11 protein-coding genes are annotated in these 19,440 nt (G+C 66.3%); 5 read left to right on the top strand and 6 right to left on the bottom strand.

Annotated features, from left to right (window positions below; translation table 11 throughout):
- Nucleotides 1-150 precede the first annotated feature (150 nt).
- Nucleotides 151-2,193: a methyl-accepting chemotaxis protein gene (locus tag BLS34_RS23395; protein WP_093154314.1), complete on the bottom strand. Its 2,043-nt coding sequence runs from the start codon at nt 2,191-2,193 to the stop codon at nt 151-153.
- A 517-nt stretch (nt 2,194-2,710) separates the two neighbouring features.
- Between BLS34_RS23395 and BLS34_RS23390 the strand changes: the two genes are divergently transcribed.
- From BLS34_RS23390 to BLS34_RS23380, 3 genes are all read left to right on the top strand, one after another.
- A complete protein-coding gene (locus BLS34_RS23390) occupies nt 2,711-3,874 on the top strand; it encodes a phosphoserine transaminase (protein WP_093154312.1) in 1,164 nt (387 codons plus the stop codon).
- Nucleotides 3,875-4,086: 212 nt separating this feature from the next.
- A complete protein-coding gene (gene serA, locus BLS34_RS23385; protein ID WP_028795306.1) occupies nt 4,087-5,664 on the top strand; it encodes a phosphoglycerate dehydrogenase in 1,578 nt (525 codons plus the stop codon).
- Between the two features lie 579 nt (nt 5,665-6,243).
- On the top strand, nt 6,244-11,337 hold the full coding sequence (locus BLS34_RS23380) for an Ig-like domain-containing protein (RefSeq protein ID WP_093154310.1): 5,094 nt from the start codon (nt 6,244-6,246) through the stop codon (nt 11,335-11,337).
- A 97-nt stretch (nt 11,338-11,434) separates the two neighbouring features.
- Here BLS34_RS23380 and BLS34_RS23375 read toward each other — a convergent pair whose 3' ends face one another.
- Nucleotides 11,435-11,839 (bottom strand): hypothetical protein, encoded by a 405-nt coding sequence (locus BLS34_RS23375; RefSeq protein WP_139189442.1) that lies wholly within the window; start codon nt 11,837-11,839, stop codon nt 11,435-11,437.
- On the opposite strand from BLS34_RS23375, the gene BLS34_RS23370 reads away from it, so the two are divergent.
- Both BLS34_RS23370 and rpoH read left to right on the top strand, forming a co-directional pair.
- The gene (locus BLS34_RS23370; protein ID WP_215906203.1) at nt 11,838-12,878 is read left to right on the top strand and encodes an RluA family pseudouridine synthase; all 1,041 of its coding nucleotides are present in this window, start codon (nt 11,838-11,840) and stop codon (nt 12,876-12,878) included. The genes BLS34_RS23375 and BLS34_RS23370 overlap by 2 nt on opposite strands.
- A gap of 120 nt (nt 12,879-12,998) precedes the next feature.
- Entirely contained in the window at nt 12,999-13,898 is a 900-nt protein-coding gene (gene rpoH / locus BLS34_RS23365) for an RNA polymerase sigma factor RpoH (RefSeq protein WP_028795303.1), read from the top strand.
- Between the two features lie 68 nt (nt 13,899-13,966).
- Here the strand turns inward: rpoH and BLS34_RS23360 are convergent, their stop codons facing one another.
- From BLS34_RS23360 to BLS34_RS23345, 4 genes are all read right to left on the bottom strand, one after another.
- Nucleotides 13,967-14,470, bottom strand: coding sequence for a hypothetical protein (locus tag BLS34_RS23360; protein ID WP_093154305.1), 504 nt, complete (start codon nt 14,468-14,470; stop codon nt 13,967-13,969).
- Nucleotides 14,471-14,504: 34 nt separating this feature from the next.
- The gene (locus tag BLS34_RS23355; RefSeq protein ID WP_093154303.1) at nt 14,505-16,505 is read right to left on the bottom strand and encodes a protein kinase family protein; all 2,001 of its coding nucleotides are present in this window, start codon (nt 16,503-16,505) and stop codon (nt 14,505-14,507) included.
- Nucleotides 16,506-16,608: 103 nt separating this feature from the next.
- Nucleotides 16,609-17,901 (bottom strand): adenylosuccinate synthase, encoded by a 1,293-nt coding sequence (locus BLS34_RS23350; protein ID WP_028795301.1) that lies wholly within the window; start codon nt 17,899-17,901, stop codon nt 16,609-16,611.
- Between the two features lie 39 nt (nt 17,902-17,940).
- The gene (locus BLS34_RS23345; protein ID WP_028795300.1) at nt 17,941-19,101 is read right to left on the bottom strand and encodes an ATP phosphoribosyltransferase regulatory subunit; all 1,161 of its coding nucleotides are present in this window, start codon (nt 19,099-19,101) and stop codon (nt 17,941-17,943) included.
- Nucleotides 19,102-19,440 lie beyond the last annotated feature (339 nt).

The following is a 19,440-nucleotide window of genomic DNA, read 5'->3' as shown; positions in this document are numbered from 1 at the left end:
GGAGTTTCTTGGAAGGCAAAGCCTGAGGGCAATCCGGTACCGAGTCCAGAGAGCTTTTTCGCAGGTGCGGGATGTCGCAAAACGGAGCCGGGCCCGCCGCATTCGAATTGCGGCGGGCCCGGGACCTGTCGTCGTTTCCGTCAGACCCGATCAGGCGACCTTCACCTCGGACAGGAACTGCGCGATCTGGGTCCGAAGGCGATCGCTCTGTCCGGACACGTCGCTGGTCGCCGATCGGACCTCGGCGGCGGCGGAACTGGTCTCCTGGGCGCCGGAGCTGACCGCTTCGATGTTGGAGGAGACTTCCTGGGTTCCCTGGGCAGCCTCCTGGACGCTGCGGCCGATCTCCTGGGTCGCGGAGGACTGCTCTTCGATGGCGGCCGCGATTGCCGAAGAGATCTCGTCGAGACGCTGGACCGTGCTGGCGATCTCTCGGATGGCCTCGGCGGCGCGACCGGTCTCGGTCTGAATTTGCGCCACCTTGTCGGAGATCTCGACCGTCGCCTTTCCGGTCTGGTCTGCGAGCGACTTCACTTCCGTCGCCACCACGGCGAAGCCTTTGCCGGCCTCCCCGGCACGAGCCGCCTCGATCGTCGCGTTCAGTGCCAGCAGGTTCGTCTGTTCGGCGATGTCGCTGATCAGGTCCACGATGTTGCCGACCTGGGTGGCCGCCGTCTCCAGGCCGCCGACGGCCTCGCTCGTGGTCTGCGCCTTGACGGAAGCCTCTCTCGAGATCCGCGTCGACTCGCTGATCTGGTTGCTGATCTCGATGATCGAGGCCGACAGCTCCTCGGCGGCGGAGGCAACGGTCTGCACGTTCGTGGTTGCTTCCTCCGAGGCGCCGGCGACCGCGGTCGAGCGTTCCATGGTCTGTTCGGCGATGCTCGACATCGACTGGGCCGATGCGTCGAGCTGGGTGGTCGCGGAGGAGACCATCTCCAGCATCTCGCTGACGCCGGCGTCGAACGCGGCCGTCAGTTCCTCGATCCGCTTTGCCCGTTCCTCGCGCTTCAGTTGCTCGGCCTTCTGGGCCTCCTCCATCTCACGGTTCTGGATCATGCTCTTCTTGAACACCTCGACGGCGCGCGACATGAGACCGAACTCGTCGCGGCGGTCGACACCAGGAACCTCAACGGACAAGTCCTGATTGGCGAGCCTGTCCATCACGGCCGACAGGGAGATGGCGGTGCCGGAAAGCCGGCGTCCCAGGAACACGGCGATCACACCGCCGAGGGCGAAGCTGATGAGACTGGCGACGGCCACCTCGATCTCGGTCCAGACGATCCGATCCAGCGCGTCTTCCTCGAAGGCGGCTTCCAACGCCACTGCCTTTTCCAGGAAGGTCTCGGTGGCAGCGGCGATCTTGTCGGCATTGGCCTGAAGGGGACCGTTGACGATGTTCCGGATCTGGACCTCGTCCTTATGGGCCGTCTCGACCGCCTCGCGGTAGTCGGCGAACAGGCCCTTCACCTCGTCCAGCAGGGCGACGGTGTCCGGGGTCCGGGCCAGCAACTCCAGATCCGCGAGCGCGGCGTCGGAGATCGCGATTTCCTGGTCCACCAGTTCCTTGACGCTCGTGTCCTTGTGTCCGACCAGGCTGTTGGCATGGAGTTGCAGCAGCAGCAGATGCTCGCGCGCCGTCCCGGCCTTCAGGGCGGCATTCAGATCGCCCGTGGTCACGAACGCCTTCTGCATCTTGTCCATGTCTTCGACGAGAAGCTGACCCTGCGGGATCATCCGGTCGTTCACGAGATGCTTGAACTCGCGCTCCAGGACGGCGGCCGCGGCGAAGTCGGTCTGATACTGGGCGACCGCCTGCTCGATTTCGGTGACGCGCCCGGCGATCTCCGCCGGGATCTCGTAGCTCCGGAGATCCTCGATCTCCTTCTGGATTTCCGCGGCGAGAGACTGGACCGCCTCAGCGTCGCTTTCCTTGCCCTGACTTGCGTACTCTCGGGCATGGCCGTTCATCTTGGCGAACTGCGCCTCGATCTTCGCGGCACTTCCCGCTTCCCTCGCGATCTCCGCGAACTTGTGCACGTCCGACGAGATCTGGGTCAGGTTGAAGAATGTGAGGCCCGCACCCACGACGAATACAGCGATGACCAAGCCGAAGGCGGCCAGGATCCTGAAAAGGAGGGAGTCACGCGTGCGGACGGATTCGGTCGGTCGGTCGGTAGAGAGTGTCGTCATGGCTCGGCATCCTTATTTCGAGCGACTTCATCAGATAAAGCACAGTGTTGTGGTGCTTTTGTTTTGATGGGCTCGGGGTTGGTCTAGGCTGATTTTCAGCGGTTGTAGGTTGAACAGAGATAGTTTCTTCGGCCGAGACCTATGGGCTTAAAATATTAATGATGTGTTTATTGCTCTAATGTAAATGTTCATTTATATACAGTATTAGGTTGTAGTTTTGGTTTTCAGCGTTATTCGATGGGAAAAACAAATCGAACATGCAGCTTATGATACTTATAATGTGACTTAAATTTGTAGAAATATTGGGGTTTAAGAATTGGATCACCTGTCCGGGGGTGAATTTTCGGAAGGTAGCTTTGCATAAATTAATCGATAAAGGTCGTATGGAACTCGCTGGCGGATCCGATCGAGCCCTGCAGAAATCATCCGTGTGAGCTGTTGACACGTGAACAAACCCGCCTAGTGTCATCGGCGGGCCGTCGCTCCCCAACGAGCGATAACATTGAAGGATGAAGCCATGAAGCCGCAGCAGCTGCCGCGGGTACCATTGTTCTCATCCGGACCGTGTGCAAAGCGACCCGGATGGGGCCCCGCTGTACTCTCCGACGCCGCCCTCGGGCGGTCTCACCGTTCCAAGATCGGTAAAGCCAAACTCGGCGACGTGATCGACCGGTCGCGCAAGATCCTGGGCATTCCCGACGACTACCGCATCGGCATCGTGCCGGCCTCAGATACCGGGGCCGTCGAGATGGTGCTGTGGTCCATGCTCGGCGCCCGTGGCGTCGACATGCTGGCCTGGGAAAGCTTCGGCGCCGGCTGGGTCACCGACGTGACCAAGCAGCTCAAGCTCGACGACGTGCGCGTTCTGGAAGCGCCCTATGGCGAGCTCGTCGATCTGGCCGAGGTGGATTTCTCCCGTGACGTGGTCTTCACCTGGAACGGAACGACCTCCGGCGTCCGCGTGCCGAACGGCGACTGGATCCCGGCGGGCCGCGAAGGCTTGGCGATCTGCGACGCCACCTCGGCGGCGTTCGCCATGGACCTGCCCTGGGACAAGCTGGATGTGGTGACGTGGTCCTGGCAGAAGGTGCTGGGCGGCGAGGCGGCCCACGGCATGCTCGTGCTGAGCCCGCGGGCGGTCGAGCGGCTTGAGAGCTACACGCCGCCCTGGCCGATGCCCAAGCTGTTCCGCATGACCAAGGGCGGCAAGCTGAACGAAGGCATCTTCAAGGGCGAGACCATCAACACCCCGTCCATGCTGGCGGTGGAAGATGCGCTCGATACCCTGGCCTGGGCCGAGGAGATCGGCGGGCTCGATGGCCTGAAGGCCCGGTGCAACGCCAACCTCGCCGCAATCGAGCGGTGGGCGGAGGCCTCCGGATGGGTCGGCTTTCTGGCCACCGACAAGGCGATCCGGTCCTGCACCTCGATCTGTCTGTCGATCGTCGATCCGGCATTCCGCTCCCTCTCCGATGAGGAACAGGCCGCGGCCGCCAAGAAGATCGCGACGCTGGTCGAGGCTGAAGGGGCGGGCTACGACATCGCCGGTTATCGCGACGCACCGCCGGGTCTGCGGATCTGGGGCGGGGCGACGGTGGACACCTCCGATATCGAGGCGCTGCTGCCCTGGCTCGACTGGGCCTGGGGCGAGGTGAAGTCCGAGCTCGCGAAAGCGGCGTAGGACAACCGTTCCCTCCGTGCCAGCCTTTGGGTCCCAGCCCGGCCCCCGGATCATGTCCGGGCCCGGGCCGGGATGACGGTATTCCGGTAGCGCCATACTCACCCCGTTACCCGGGAGACCCCGGATGTGATCCGGGGGCTGCCCGGGACCCAGCGGCCTTCTCCAAAATCAGGGTCCGGCCGAGAGCCGTGACCTTCCAAGGGGAGACCCCCATGCCCAAGGTTCTGATTTCCGACAAGCTCAGCGAGCAGGCGGTTGAGATCTTCCGCGCCCGCGGCATCGACACCGATTTCCGTCCCGGTCTTCCGGCCGAAGAATTGCTTTCCGTCATCGGCGAGTACGACGGTCTGGCCGTCCGCTCCGCCACCAAGGTCACCGCAGAGGTGCTGGCCAGGGCGAGCAACCTGAAGGTTGTCGGCCGCGCCGGTATCGGCGTCGACAACGTGGATACCAAGGCCGCGACCGAGCACGGCGTGGTTGTCATGAACACGCCGTTCGGCAACGCGGTCACCACCGCCGAGCACGCCATCGCCATGATGTTCGCGCTTGCCCGCCAGATCCCCCAGGCCGATACCTCCACCCAGGCCGGCAAGTGGGAGAAGTCCAAGTTCATGGGCGTCGAGCTGACCGGCAAGACGCTGGGACTGGTCGGCTGCGGCAATATCGGCTCCATCGTCGCCGACCGGGCGCGTGGCCTGCGGATGCGGGTGCTGGCGTATGATCCGTATCTCTCCGAACAGCGCGCGATCGAACTGGGCGTGCGCAAGGTGGATCTGGAGGAGTTGTTCGCCGAGGCGGACATCATCACCCTGCATACCCCGCTGACCGACAGCACCCGCGGCATCATCAATGCCGAGGCGCTGGCCACGATGAAGAAGGGCGTGCGGATCGTGAACTGCGCGCGCGGCGGGTTGGTGGTCGAGGAGGACCTGCGGGCCGCTCTGGACAGCGGACACGTCGCCGGGGCCGCCTTCGACGTCTTCGTCACCGAGCCTGCGACCGAGAACGTGCTGTTCGGTCATCCGAATGTGGTCTGCACTCCGCATCTCGGCGCGGCTACCTCGGAAGCTCAGGAGAAGGTGGCGCTGCAGATCGCCGAGCAGATGAGCGACTATCTGCTGACCGGGGCGGTGAGCAATGCCATCAACGTGCCCTCTGTCACGGCGGAAGAGGCCCCGATCCTGCGGCCCTACATGCGGCTTGCGGAGCTGATGGGGTCGTTCTGCGGCCAGCTCACCCGGTCCGCCATCCGCTCGATCCAGATCGAGTTGGAGGGCCATGCCGCGGAGTTGAACGCAGACCCGATCAAGGCGGCCGCCATCACCGGCGTGCTGCGCTCTCAGGTCGACAGCGTCAACATGGTGAACGCGCCGACCATGGCCCATCAACGCGGCATCGACATCAGCGTCACCCGTCACGACCGCGAGCCGGATTATCAGACCCTGCTGCGCGTCACCGTGACCACCGGGACCCGCACCCGCGAGGTCGTGGGTACGCTGATCGGCGGCGACAAGCCGCGTCTGGTCGGCGTGCAGGGTATCGGCGTGGAGGCCGATTTCGCGCCGCGCATGCTGTATGTCCGCAACTATGACAAGCCGGGCTTCATCGGGGCGTTGGGCTCGATGTTGGGCGAGGCGGGGGTGAATATCGCCACCTTCCACCTCGGGCGCCGGGAGTCTGGGGGCGAGGCGATCGCCCTGGTCGAAGTGGACCAGCGGGTCGATGATGCGGTTCTCGCCTCGGTGAAGGCGCTGCCTCAGGTGGTCCGGGTCGACTCCCTGTCCTTCTGACGCCTTACAACAGGCTGTCCCGGAAGAGCCGGCCGCTTTCCGGGACAGCCTGGCCCAGAAGTCATGTCCAAGAGCGCGATCGGTTCAGATCGAAACGATCTGAACCGTGATTTGCTCTCTAACCCATTAAAGATAGAGCAAATTCACACGAGCAGATGTTTCCATCTGATCGTGAATCGCTCTAGAAATCGCGTGGTAGGCGGTTCGCTCTGCCGACGCGCAGGGATTGCGGCGTGCTCTCGCGGCCCGCAAGTCTTCGCATCCAGTTCATTCAGCCGTCTCGCAGACATCTCGCGCCAGGCCGGACGGTCGGCGCTGCACTTCTGTCGGGCTTCAACACTCGTTTCGCCCTGTTCCAGCGGCGGGTCGATCAGCAGTGGAGGACACAATTCCGAATAATATAATACTCATATTTTGAATAGTCAGACTACCCTATTATACTCTTTAATAGAGAATTTTGGAACAATAAAACGACTATTGAGGATATAATAAATTAAGATATTCTACTAAAACGATTCAGCGACTCAGCCTACCGACACCCCCCAACCGGGATGATCTCGGAAGCACGGCAGACACCATATGGACGTTCGACTCGCACCTATGTCTGACTGGGGTGGGCCACCCGTCGGAGCGGATTCTCGGCCGCCGGCACTGCGGTGTTTGAATCCGGGTTCGGCAGAAAAAATCGTTATTTTACAAAGAGGGGCGGGGTGCGAGCTCCTGTTCGTCGATCGCGACGTACAGCATAGCGCGGCGCTGATCCGCGGGCTGAGGCACGGCATCGAGCTTGTCTGGCTTCCCCATCGCGGCGACGGTCTGGCGGCAATGGCCAGTGCCATGACACGGCACGGCTCGATCAAGGCCCTGCACATTCTGTCCCATGGGTCGCCGGGCGCGCTTAGGTTGTGCGGGTCGGTTGTCGATGAGGCCGCGTTGGACGCCGCGGTTGGATATGTTGACAGTATCCGATCGCGCCTTGCCGTCGGGGCCGAGCTGCTGATCTACGGCTGCTCGGTGGCCAAGGGCGACTCAGGGGCCGCGTTCGTCGAAAGGCTGGAGCGGCTGTTCGACTGTCCGGTCCGGGCCTGCGGCCAACCGGTCGGCGGCGATGCGCTCGGCGGCGTGTGGCCGGAGACCGCCACGATCCCCCTGGCATTTGGTCGGCGAGCCCGCGCGGTCTATCCGGCACTCTTGGCGACGGAGACGTTTCCCGACGCTTCGGCCTTCCGTGTCTATTCGACGCTGACCCCTTACGAGGAGGGTGCGGTCACGGTGCGGCTCGAACCGTCGGACCTGTTTACCCCATTGTCTTCCCCGCCTGAAAAAGATGTCGGCCTGGCGGTTCCCGCCTTCAACGTTGACACCATCCCGCCGCGAACCCTGGCGCCGCCGGATCTGGTGGCGACGAGCGATCTCGGCGTCTCGTCGAGCGACAATGTCACCAGTTCGCCGACTCAGGAGTTTTCCGGGTCGGCGGTGTCCGGCGACATCGTCAGCATCCTGGTCGGCGGCGTAACGGCCAACACGGTCACCGCCGTCGGGGGCTCCTGGACCTATACCCACACGCTGACGGCAGGATCCTACGCGATCACCGTTCAGGCGACGGACACGGCCGGAAATGTGGGCGCCCGTTCCTCCGCGCTTGAGCTGGTCATCGATACTTCGGCGCCGGGAGTGGCGAGCGCACCCGATCTCTGGTCTACCAGCGATGCCGGCTCAAGCAATTCGGACGACATAACGAACGTGGCATTGCCAATAGTTTTAGGAGGAGGGGCGGTATCAGGCAGTCCTGTGCACGTGCTTGTCGACGGAGTGACTTTGGGAAGTGTCGTGGCCGATTGGGTGGGAGACTGGGTCTATGCATTCTCCAGCCCGCTGAGCGAGGGGCCTAACGTGATTACCGCCGTTGCAAGCGACGTGGCGGGCAACACTGCGGCCCCCAGCCCCGGGCTCACGGTGGTGCTCGATACCACTGCACCCGCTCTCGCCGCTCCCGACCTTTTGGCTGCGTCCGATACCGGCATTTCGGCCACCGACAACATCACCAATTCGCCGACCCACCAGTTCACCGGCTCCGCGTCAAACGGCGACGTGATCCGCATCTTCGTTGATGGGCGGACGGTCAACACGGTGACCGCGACGGATGGGTCCTGGTCCTATACTCATACGCTGGGACCGGGCACCTACGACGTGACGGTGCAGGGCAGGGACCTAGCCGGCAATGTTGGTGCCGCATCGCCGGCGCTCAGCCTGACCGTCGACACGACAGCCCCCGGTATCCTCGCCGCGCCGGACCTCCTGGCCGCCAGCGACACCGGTGTGTCCTCCCTCGACAACATCACGACCGCCGCCATCCAGCATCTGACGGGATCGGCGGCCAGCGGCGACATCGTCAGTGTCCTGGTCGACGGCGTCACCTCGAACACGGTCCTAGCGTCCGGCGGGTCCTGGTCCTATGCCCACACCCTCGCGGAGGGCAGCTACGAGATCGCGGTCCGGGCCACCGATGCGGCCGGCAATACCGGGCCGATCTCCGAGGCTCTGTCGGTGACCGTAGACACCACCGCACCCGCGGCAACCCCCGACCAGCCCAATCTGTCGCCGGCGAGCGACAGCGGCTCCGGCGCAACCGACAACATCACGAATGTGACGCGGCCCACCATCGTCGGCGCCGGTGTGGCCGCTGGCGGGCTGGTCCGCGTTCTCCTGGACGGGGATGAGGTCGGCGTGGCGACAGCCGACGGGGTAGGGGCCTGGAGCTTCACCTTTGCCGAGGCGCTGACGGACGGTAGCCGGAGCATCACCGTGCTCTTCGAGGACGTGGCGGGCAATCGCGGTCCGGCGAGCCCGGCCCTGGTTCTGCAGGTCGATTCCGTGGCGATCGCGCCCGGCCTTCCGGATCTGGTCGCCGCCAGCGACACAGGTCTCAGCAACTCTGACAACATAACCACCGTCGCGAACCCGACGATCCAGGGTGCCGGGGCGGAGACCGGCGCGCGGCTCCATATACTCGACGGCGGCGTGACGGTCGGCAGCGTGACCGCCACCGATGCCGGGGCGTGGAGCTATAGCTTCACCTCCGGCCTGTCGGAAGGCGTCAACGCCATCACGGTTATTCAGACGGACCTGGCCGGCAACGCCAGCCCGGTCTCGCCGAGCCTGAGCGTCGTCCTGGACACCACCGCCCCGACCGCCCTCGCCGCACCGGACCTGCTGGGGGAGAGCGATGCCGGGGTTTCCGCCACGGACAACGTTACCGCCTCCACCACCCAGGTCCTCACTGGCTCCGCGACCGACGGCGACCACGTGCATGTCATCGTCGACGGCGTGACCAGCGGCACGGTCGTCGCCTCGGGCGGGTCGTGGTCCTATGCCCTTACCCTTGGGGAGGGCAGCTACGCCGTCGCTGTCGGTGTTACCGATGCGGTCGGCAATGTCGGGCCGGTTTCCAGCAGTCTCGGTCTCGTCGTCGACACGACCGCGCCGGCCGCGTCGGGGCCGCCCGACCTGATCGCGACCAGCGACAGTGGGACGAGCGCCACGGACAACCTCACGAATGTCGCGACGCCGACCGTGTCGGGCGATGGGGCCGAGGTGGCGGCGCTGGTCCATATCCTGGTTGGCGGCACGACAATGGGCTCGACGGTCGCCGGCACGACGGGCGCATGGAGTTTCACCTTCTCCGAAGCGCTGGCCGACGGAACCCATGCCATCTCCGTCGTCGCCGAGGACATTGCCGGGAACGAGGCGGCGTCCGGCCAGACGATGACCATCGAGATCGACGGAACCGCGCCGGCCGCGCCCCCTGCGACGGCCGTGCCGGATCTGATCGACGCCAGCGACGACGGCGCCAGCCAGACAGACAATGTCACGACAATCGCCACCCCGAGCTTCTCCGGGACGAATACGACCGCCTCGGCCGTGCACGCCCTGCTGGCGAACGGGGTGACGATCGGCGGTTTTGTCAGCGAGGCGGACGGCAGTTATCAGGTCACGGGGCGGTCCCTGGCGCCGGGCGGCTATGGCATCACCATTCGCGAACTCGACGCCGCCGGCAATGCCTCGGCGGACTCCCAAGCGCTGACCCTGACCGTTGCCGCACCGCCCAGCAGCGGGGGAGGCGGCGGCTCTGGTGGCGGTGGTGGAAGCGGCGGGGGCGGAGGTGGCGGCGGAGGCGTGGTCGTTCCGCCAGCACCGCCCACACCCCCGACGGTACCGTCCGTGCCGGCGACAACCAACACGACCACCACCACGACGACGTCCAGCACCGGGGCGGTCGTCACCACGCAGACCCAGACAATCCAGAACACCTCCACCACGGCGACCGCCTCTGCATCCCTCGTCCAGAACACGGGGTCCGGCGGAAATGCCGTCACCGCCACCCTTCCGGCCCAAACATCGATCATCGCGGAAGGTCCGAGTGCCGCCCAGACGCCGGAAGACGCCCTGTCCACCCTGCTCGCGGCGGCGGATGCCCGGCAGGCCGGGAGCGGCGCGGAGTTGATCTCCGGTCTGCAGACCTTCATCAGCCGGCTGGGAACCACTGCGACGCTCGATGTGCGCACACTCGTCCCGACCGCCACTGTGACAAGCCTGTCGGCCCCGATCGCCATTTCCGGCACCCAGTCCGACGGTGCAGCCGGATCCGAGGCCTTCGTCATCGATGTGCGGTCCCTGCCCGTCGGTTCAGTCCTGCAGCTCGACAACATCGCATTCGCCAGCATCATCGGCTCGGCCACGGTGAACGGCGGCAGCGGCGACAACTTCGCGACGGGGGACAGCGCCTCCCAGTTCATCTCCCTCGGGGAAGGCGACGACACGCTGCTCGGCGGCGATGGCGACGACACGATCGGCTCCGGCTCCGGAGACGACAGTCTGGACGGCGAAGGCGGCAACGACCGGGTCTTCGGAGGAGAAGGCAATGACACCGTGGTCGGCAGCGTCGGGGCCGACGTGGTCTACGGCAATCAGCAGGCGGACCTGCTCTACGGCAACCGGGACAGCGACACGCTGTTCGGCGGCCAGGAGTCCGATACGCTGTACGGCGGCAAGGACGATGACGTTCTGTACGGCAATGTCGCCGGGGACAGCCTGTCGGGACAGCTCGGCAACGACACGCTGTTCGGCGGCCAGGGGGACGATCTGCTCCGGGGCGGGGAGGGGGACGACCGGCTGGTCGGCAACCGGCACGACGATACCCTCTCAGGGGGCGTCGGGGACGACTCCCTGTCCGGCGGCGCCGATGCGGACGTGCTCTGCGGCGGGGTCGGGGACGACCGGCTGAACGGAGGGGAGGGCGACGACACGCTCTATGGCGGCGCTGCCGGCGGTTCCGTGGGGATCGACGTGCTCGACGGCGGTGCGGGCAACGACGTCCTGATCGGCGGGGCGGGTGTCGACTGGATCTATACCGGCTTCGGCCGGGACGCCGTCTATATCGAGGCGTCCAACGGCTTCGACGTGATCGTCGATCTGGACGTCGCCGCCGGCGACATCGTGCACATCGCGACCAACGTCAACGGCTCGGGGCTGGTCAGCTTCGCCGGGATCCGGGCGGCCGCCGGCGACAATACGGATGGCGACGCCGAGATCGATCTCGGCGGCAACAACTACGTTCGGATCATGGGGATGACCAGCGCCCAGTTCACCTCCGACATGTTCCAGTTCTTCTGAGGCTCCCGGTCTTATGAGGTCCCAGGTCTTATAAGGTGCCCGGTCTTCTGAGGATCCTGGAACCGCTCGGTGCCGGCGTGTCACCGGCCTTCCTTTATCAGCGGCCTTCCTGTGTCAGCGTCAGCAGGCCGAGCCGCGCGCCGGTGTCGGCGTCGAGCAGCAGGATTGCCGTGCCGCCGCCCGACAGCGCCAGCCGGACCACCAACCGCCGGCCGTCGGCTTGCACGTCGACGACACGGGACCGCGCCGGGATGGCGATGTCCCGTGTGCCCGGCGCACCGGGAGCCGCGGTGGCGGCGGCGGCGGGCGAGGGTGTAACCGGTGCGTTGGCCTGCGGCTCCTCCCCCGCGCCGGAGAGGCGCTTGGCGATGGTGACGCCGATCACCGCCAGCCCGACCACGATCATGATCCCCATCACGACGCTGGCGATCTTGACGACGCCGAGATACGGGACCTCACGCCGCTTCTCCCCGGAAGGGCCTTCGCCTATGGTGCCGCTCATGAGCGATGATCCCATCCTGTCTGATGCCGACGCCCTGGCGCCGGATGCCGAAATTCTGGTTGTCGAAGCCTCCGGCGACGTCCTGGCGGCTTTGCCGGCCGATCGTCTGGATCGCTGGCTCGCCGGCGCGGTCGAGCGCCTGGAGGAGGCGCCGCTGCTGTCCCGATCCCGGTTGAAGTCCTTGATCCAGCAGGGAAATGTCAGCGACGGTGCGACGACGATAACCGACCCCTCGGCGGCGGTCAAACTGGGTGCGCAGTACCGCATCACCCTGCCGCCCCCGGAGGATGCCGAGCCCGAGGGCCAGGACCTGCCGCTGACGGTGCTGTTCGAGGATGCAGACCTGATCGTCATCGACAAGCCGGCGGGTATGACGGTCCATCCGGCCCCCGGGTCGCCGCGCGATACGCTGGTGAACGCGCTGATCTCCCATTGCGGCGACAGCCTGTCCGGCATCGGCGGGGTCCGGCGTCCCGGGATCGTGCACCGCATCGACAAGGACACTTCGGGGCTGCTGGTGGTGGCCAAGACCGATCGGGCCCATGCGGCACTGGCGGCCCGCTTCGCCGCCCATGACATCGACCGGGCCTACCGGGCGGTCTGCTTCGGCCATCCGGTGCCGCCGGCCGGCACCATCGACGCGCCTGTCGGCCGCCATCCCAAGGACCGCAAGCGCATGGCCGTGGTGAGCGAGGCAAAGGGTCGCTACGCGGTGACCCATTACCGATCGCTGGAGCGGCCTGACGGGGCGGCCCTGCTGGAATGCCGGCTGGAGACCGGCCGCACCCATCAGATCCGGGTGCATCTGAGCCATATCGGCCATCCGCTGATCGGCGATCCGGTTTATGGCCGCGGACACGGGGGGCGGGTGTCGCGGATTCCGGCCGGCGCGCGCGAGGCGGTCCGGCATTTTCCCCGCCAGGCCCTGCATGCCGCGGTACTCGGCTTCGACCACCCGGTGACCGGCAAGCCGCTGAGTTTCGAAAGTCCGCTGCCCGAGGACCTCATCACGCTTCTGCGAGCGTTGCGCGGTGCCTGACGGGCTGCCTTCAAATTGCCATCGCAGACCCTAAATATAGGATCTGCGGGAGCGGGTCTTCGCGTGCCCGGCTTTCTCTAAAGACCTTGGAATTAGACGACCGAACCGGAAGGAAACCGCATGGCGTCGAGCGGCAACACACTGCCCACGATCAGCGTCGAAGGCAATCTGTCACGGTACCTGCAGGAAATCCGCAAGTTTCCGATGCTCGAGCCGGAGGAGGAGTACATCCTCGCCAAGAACTGGCGCGAGCATGAGGATACGGACGCGGCCCACAAGCTGGTCACCAGCCACCTGCGTCTCGTGGCGAAGATCGCCATGGGCTATCGCGGCTATGGTCTGCCGGTCGCCGAGCTGATCTCGGAGGGCAATGTCGGCATGATGCAGGCGGTGAAGCGGTTCGATCCGGAGCGGGGCTTCCGTCTGGCGACCTATGCCATGTGGTGGATCCGCGCGTCGATCCAGGAGTACATCCTGCATTCCTGGTCGCTGGTGAAGATGGGCACCACCGCCGCTCAGAAGAAGCTGTTCTTCAACCTGCGCAAGCTCAAGGGCCAGATGCAGGCGATCGAGGACGGCGACCTGTCGCCGGACAAGGTCACCGCCATCGCCGAGCGGCTGGACGTGACCGAGGCCGACGTCGTCTCTATGAACCGCCGCCTGGCGAGCCCCGACCACTCGCTGAACGCGCCGCTGCGGATCGACGGCGAGGGCGAGTGGCAGGATTGGCTGGTCGACGACAACCAAGTCAGCCAGGAGACACGTCTGGCCGAGGACGAGGAGCTGCAGAAGCGGCGCCTGCTTCTCAACAAGGCCATGGAGACCCTGAACGACCGCGAGCGTCACATCCTGACCGAGCGGCGCCTGCGCGACGACCCGACCACCCTGGAGGATCTGAGCCAGGAATACGGCATCAGCCGCGAGCGGGTCCGCCAGATTGAGGTACGGGCCTTCGAGAAGCTGCAGAAGTCGATCAAGAACGCCGCGATGGAACAGAAGCTCCTGAAGGATCACGCCTAAAGCACGATCGGTTCAGATCGAATCTAATACACTGAAAACTCCGCAAACGACGCGCGGGTGCGAAGGACCTACTCTTCGCGCCCGCCGCCCCGCCGGGCTCCCTTCTTGGCGTCGTCCTCCTCCCGGTCGGCGCTACCGGCCACGCCCGGCCCCCATTCCTCCACCAGATCCCGCTGCCGCCGCCGCAGCCGCTCGACCCGCTGGTCGGCGCGCATGGCGATGAACATGCCGACGATCCCCGGCGCGACGAAGTAGATCGCCCAGCCGATTGCGGCCGCCCCGAACATCACCAGCCAGGTGAAGGGCGAGCTGATCACCTGGAACGCATGCTCATAGGTATGGTCCTGGGTCCACAGCTCGATCAGGAACGGCAGCACTCCGGTGAAATTTATGCAGCCGACGCAGAGGGTCGCGTATTTCTCCCGCCGCCGGTCGGTGAGCATGGCGGCCAGGGTCGGCGTCATGCCGATCACCAGCAGCATCATCGACGGCAGGAACAGAACGGCGCCGCCGGCGACGAGCACGAACATGATGGTCTTGGTGGCGGCGGAGCTGGCGGCGTTGGCACTCATCGGGGGCTAGGGGTCCTGGATCAGGTAAAAGGCGTTACAGCATGAACATGACGATGATGGCGGTCGATCCCAGGCTCCCCACGACACCCGAGGTGACGGCGGCGACCTGCTCGCCCAACTCGGTCGCCATGTGTTCCCGGTTGTTCAGTTCCAGGGTGAGCTGCTCGATCTGCGCGCCGCAGTAACGGTGCTCCTGCTGGGCCTGGGCGTAGCCGTGCTGGTCGCGCTGGATCGCCTTCTGGTCGGCATAGATCGCCTGCAGCTCCATCAGCATGCCGGTCTCCGCGGCCCGGGCGACGTTCGCCTCGATGGCCTTGCGCTGCTTGAGATTGTGGAAGCTGTTGACCGCCGGCTCCATCAGCTCCGCGAACCAGGCGGCCAGGGTCGGCGCCGGACCGTTCTTGCTCATTGTCTGGATCCGGGCCAGCAGCGAAAGGGCGGCGAGGATGTGGTCGGTGCCGCCCTGGTTGTTGTTGGAGAGGGCGCGCAGGTGTCGCTCGTCCACGTCGGCGGTGCGGGCGGCGGCGAACGCGGCGATGTGCCGGTCGATCGGCATGCGCGGCCGGTCCCGGCTTTTCGAGGCGCCTTCCAGGGCCGGGATCAGCCGGTCGACGGTGGTGACGAAGAACGGCTCGATCAGCGGCGACTGACAGTGCAGGTGCTTGTTCAGCTCGTACAGCACCCGCTCGATGCCGTAGCCGATGCCGGTCATGTTCAGCGGTACTGGCAGTTTGTCGAACAGGCCGTACATCTCGTTCAGATCGGCGCGGTTGCGGGTCTGCAGCGACATCCAGGCGCCGATGAACTTTCCATTGATGAAGTCGGCCACCTTCTGGCGGATGTCCTCGCGGTCGAAGCCGATCGCCAGCGCCGCGCCGACGCCGTCCACATGGGCGCTGAAGCCCTTGTGGCGCAGGGGAGCGTTCGCATCCAGGGCCATGCAGGCGCGGGTGACCAGCCGGGGGTTCTCGCTGTCCGGGGTCTTGGCCAGGAGGGCCTGGCTGCCCAGGGTCTTGTTCATGGCGTCGATGACCCGCTCGTCGGTGAGGCTGCGGCGGATCCAGTTGTCGAAGTCCTGGCCGCGCACCACCTCGCCGGCTACCAGCCAGTTGCGGCCCAGCGCCTCGGCGACCGACCGCACGTTGTCGTGGTCGCGGCCGGCGATGTTGATCGGGCGCGCCGCCTTCGGCGGCAGCTTCGCCTGCTTCGGCGTGAGGCGGCGGCCGCCGATCCACAGCTCGACCTCGCGCACCGACCAGCGGTCCTTCGGGTCGTCGGCGAGCAGGCCGCGCAGCAGCTCGACCATGTTCATCTGAATCCGGTGGCCGGCGGTGAGCGCGGCGTAGGAGCTGATGGCGATCTTCCGCTCGATGATCTCCGTCGGTGACATCGCGTGCTGCGGATTGCGGCCGAGCAGCAGGAAAATGACGCAGACTCCGATGGCGTAGAGGTCGTCGGAGACGCCACCCCGGCCGCGCGCCTCCGGATCGGCCATGCCCTGTTCCAGGGTCTCGCAGAAGGTCGGATTGTGCAGGCCGGGCGGGGCGGTGAGCGCGTCGCCCAGGATGATGTGACGCTTGCCGGAATCCGAATAGAACAGGTTGTCCGGCCGGATCGCGCGGTGCGGCACGCCGCGGGCCGACATGTCCCGCAGCACGCCCATCGCGGGGGTGAGGAAGTTGCGGGTGATGACCTCGTCGCTCATCGGCTCGATCGTGTCGGAGATCTTCGACGCGATTCGGCCGCCGAGCGGCTTTTCGTAGACCACCACCGCCAGGCGCCGGTTGAGGGGACGCCAGGTGACCACCCCCCATTCGACGAGGCGGATCAGCCCGTTGGTGGTGAACCCGCGCATGGATTCCAGATCGTCGTGGCGATGCGGAATGCTCGGATCGCAGACATAGGCGATCATCTCGCCCTGGCTTTCCCGCCGGGCTTTCGCGGCATAGGCCGCCGCGTTCTGGATATTGAACTCAGGGAGCGGATGATCGGCGTCGATCTCGACCCGCTCCTTGAGGACGATTGGCTCCGCCACGTGAGGATCCTCCAGCCGCGCGAATCAGGACGCGCGGCCGAAGTCTAGCACGCGGTTCGGCGAGGTCGAAGACCCGCGCCAGCCGCCAGTTGTGTGGTTAAGATCAGTCGGCGAACGGGTCTTCCATGAGGATCGTGTCCTCGCGCTCCGGCGAGGTCGACAGCAGGGTGACCGGCGCGCCGATCAGTTCTTCCACTCGACGGATGTACTTGATCGCCGGTGCCGGAAGCTGACCCCAGGAGCGCGCACCCTTGGTACTCTCGCTCCAGCCCTCGATGGTCTCGTAGATCGGCTCCACCCGCTGCTGGGCGCCCATGCCGGCCGGGAAGTAGTCGATGGTCTCGCCGTCCAGCTTGTAGCCGGTGCAGACCTTCAGCTCGGTCAGCCCGTCCAGCACGTCCAGCTTGGTCAGCGCGATGCCGGTGATGCCGCCGGTGCGCACCGCCTGGCGGACCATCACGGCGTCGAACCAGCCGCAGCGCCGGGCCCGGCCGGTGACCACGCCGAACTCGCGCCCGCGCTCGCCCAGCAGCTTGCCGATCTCGTCGGTCAGCTCGGTCGGGAAGGGGCCTTCGCCGACCCGGGTGGTGTAGGCCTTGGCGATGCCGAGCACGGTGCCGATGGAGGTCGGGCCGATGCCGGAGCCGGTGGCGGCCTGGCCGGCGACGGTGTTGGAGGATGTCACGAACGGATAGGTGCCATGGTCGACGTCCAGCATCACCGCCTGGGCGCCCTCGAACAGGATGCGCTTGCCGGCGCGCCGGGCGGCGTCGAGCCGCTCGGAGACGCGGCAGGCATAGGGCAGGATCTTCGGCGCGATCTCCATCAGCTCGGCGACCAGTTTGTCTGCGTCGATCTCCGGCTGGCCGAGGCCGCGCAGATAGGCGTTGTGGTGTTCGGCGAGATAGGCGGCCTTGGCCTTCACCGTCTCCGGCTCGGCCAGATCGCCGACGCGGATCGCCCGGCGGCCGACCTTGTCCTCGTAGGCCGGGCCGATGCCGCGGCCGGTGGTGCCGATCTTCTTGTCGCCGCGCGCGCTCTCGCGCGCCTGGTCGAGCATCCGGTGCACCGGCAGGATCAGGGCGGCGACTTCGGAGACCTGCAGGTCCTCGGGGGTGAGGACGATGCCCTGCTCCTCGATCCGCTGCTTCTCGGCGACGAAGGCCCAGGGATCGACCACCACGCCGTTGCCGATCACCGACAGCTTGCCCTTGCGGACCACGCCGGAGGGCAGGAGGCTCAGCTTGAAGGTCTGGTTGCCGATGACCAGGGTATGGCCGGCGTTATGGCCGCCCTGGAACCGCACGACCACGTCGGCGCGCTCCGACAGCCAGTCGACGATCTTGCCTTTGCCCTCGTCACCCCACTGGGCGCCGATCACCGCGACATTGCTCATACCGTTGTCCTCAGTCTTGCGGGCCGCTCCGGCCCGAGCTCAGTTCAGCGCGGCCACCTGGCCGTCGCGCAGAATGAAAGTGCAGCCCATGCGCCGGGCCTCGGCCTCGGCATCGTCCGCCGGTGTCAGCCCAGCCACCGTGATCCGGCCGTCTCGGCGCAGCGCCGCCGCCTGATCGCGCGGCGTGCCATGCGGCACGAAGACCGTCTGCGGCTTCTTCGGGTCCGGCAGGGCCTGCAGCACTCGCTCCAGATACAGGGTGAAGCCGGTGGCCGTGCCCTCGGGGTCGTGGTTCGGCCGGTAGCGTCCGCCGCGGCCCATCTCGGCCCGCACGCCGCGGGCGAACAGGCTGAAGGCGATGCCTGTGTGATACTCGAACCCGCGGTTCTCGGCCGGGTCCAGGGTTATGGAAAGGTCGGGCTCGACCGCGGTCACCAGCTCGACCACCTCGGTCAGCCGGTCCAGTGCTTCGCGGGCGTCTCCGGGGAGGTCAAGCCGGGACAGGGCCTGCATCGCTTCGGTGCGCGGTCCGGCGGCCTCCAGCAGGCCGACCAGCACGGCGGCACCGTCACCGGCGATTTCCTCCACCGCGGCCACGTCCTTGCGGTCGATCGCCTGGCGCAGGGCGGAGAGCGGTTTTGCCGGCAGGCCGAGCTTGGCCAGCACCGAGGGCACCAGGGTCGGCACCATGAGGTCGAGGGAGATGCGTTCCACGCCGACCGCGCGCAGGGCCTCGATCGCCACCAGGATGATCTCGGCATCGGCCTCGGCGGTCGGGCTGCCGATCAATTCGGCGCCGACCTGGACGACCTCGCGTTCCGGGTTGAGCTGGTTGGCGGTGGTGCGCAGCACCTCGCCCGCATAGCAGAGCCGCACCGGGCGCGGCGCGTTCTTCAGCCTTGTGGTGGCGATGCGGGCCGCCTGCGCCGTCATGTCGGCGCGCAAGCCCATCATGCGCTGGGAGATCGGGTCCATCAGCCGGAACACGCGCTCTGCCGTGGCGGCACCGGGCCCCTGGAGCAGGCTGGTCTCGAACTCGATCAGGGGCGGCTTGACCCGCAGGTAGCCGTGACCGGTGGCGGTCGACATCATGGCGTCGATCAGCCGGGCCTCGTTGGCCGCGTTCGGGGCGAGGATGTCGCGAAACCCCGCCGGCAGAAGGGCGGTCAGGGCAGGATCCAGGACGGGATCGTCGGTCACGGGACGCAGATACCTTCGGGTCGTCGCAGTTCCACCGTCAGGTGGCGCCCTCTGTTAGAGGAAAGCGCGCGCCAGGGCAACGGGGGAGGCGGGATTCCTCCCCCACCCACTCTTCTCCGTCTTCCCGACCATGTGCCGGGACCGAGGCGAGCGGCGTGCCGGAGCGCCGGAGGAGGATCGTTCCGGCGTTCCAGCGCTCCTCGCCCTGGGCCCCGGGGCAGGCCCGGGGAGACGGTTGTAGGGGAGGGGGTGCCGGAGTGCCGGGTGCCCTTACCGCGATACTCCCTGTCTTCCCGGCTTTGCGCCGGGACCGAGGGAAGCCGCGTGCTGGAGCGCTGG

This window comes from Thalassobaculum litoreum DSM 18839 (genome assembly GCF_900102465.1).
GTDB lineage: Bacteria > Pseudomonadota > Alphaproteobacteria > Thalassobaculales > Thalassobaculaceae > Thalassobaculum > Thalassobaculum litoreum.
The sequence above is the reverse complement of the archived record's forward strand: the minus strand, read 5'-3'. Positions and strand labels throughout refer to the sequence as shown.